Raw genomic sequence first — 950 nt, 5'->3', positions numbered from 1 at the left:
CATCTAGACTTATCTATGCTTGGTCTCGTAACGGTACGCTATTTAAAACGTTTGCTCATGTGGATAAAAAAACAGGGATTCCTCGATCATCTCTATGGCTTTCATTAGGACTTTCGATTTTTTGGACACTGCCATTTCCTTCATGGAATGCACTCGTAAACGTATGCTCTGTTGCGCTTATTCTTTCTTACGCGATTGCACCAATTTCATCAGCGGCCTTTATGGTGAACGCAAAAGATTTGGAAAAGCCTTTTAAATTAAGAGGAATGAGTATAATTGGTCCATTATCCTTTATTTTTGCTTCCTTTATTGTCTACTGGTCAGGATGGAAGACTATTTCATGGTTGTTAACTTCTCAATTGGTTATGTTTGTTATATATTTGATTTTTGCTAAATATGTGCCTAAAAACGAAGTAAGTCTTCGTCAGCAGATTAAATCAACTTGGTGGTTAGTTGCTTATTATATCATCATGCTCTTTATTTCTTATATTGGTTCGTTCGGCGGAGGAAAGGGTTTGATCGATACGCCTGTAGACTTAATTATTATAGCGGTCGTATCTCTGGGGATTTATTATTGGGCTAAATATACGGGCCTTCCAAAAGCGCTTATTGATTACGATCATCATCCTGAACAGGAAGAAAAAGCACCTGTATAACCTGTAAAGCAGCGATATTTGCTGCTTTTTTCTATGTTATTTGAACATGAATTTCTAAAGTTTGTCGTATAATTTAGTAGGAAAGAAGGAATTAGCACATTATTGTTTAATTAATGTAATGTAACCGTTTTAAATCCAACGCTTGGAGGAAGAGTATGATTGAAAAAATAATAAATTCACTTCGAAAGCGGCTGTGGGAAAACAATAATGTTATAGAAGTGTGTAAAAATGAAGGAGAAGTATACAGTACCACTTGTACTTTTTTTGATGGAGTAAGCAAGAATCAACTGAATG

1 pseudogene is annotated in these 950 nt (G+C 35.4%); it reads left to right on the top strand.

What is annotated here, in order from left to right:
- A pseudogene (locus AC1DRF_RS29760) lies at positions 1–656 on the top strand (aspartate:proton symporter); the annotation flags it as partial.
- Between the last annotated feature and the right edge of the window lie 294 nt (positions 657–950).

Source organism: Priestia sp. P5_B4, from assembly GCF_056400385.1.
This window is presented reverse-complemented; position numbering and strand designations above follow the sequence as displayed.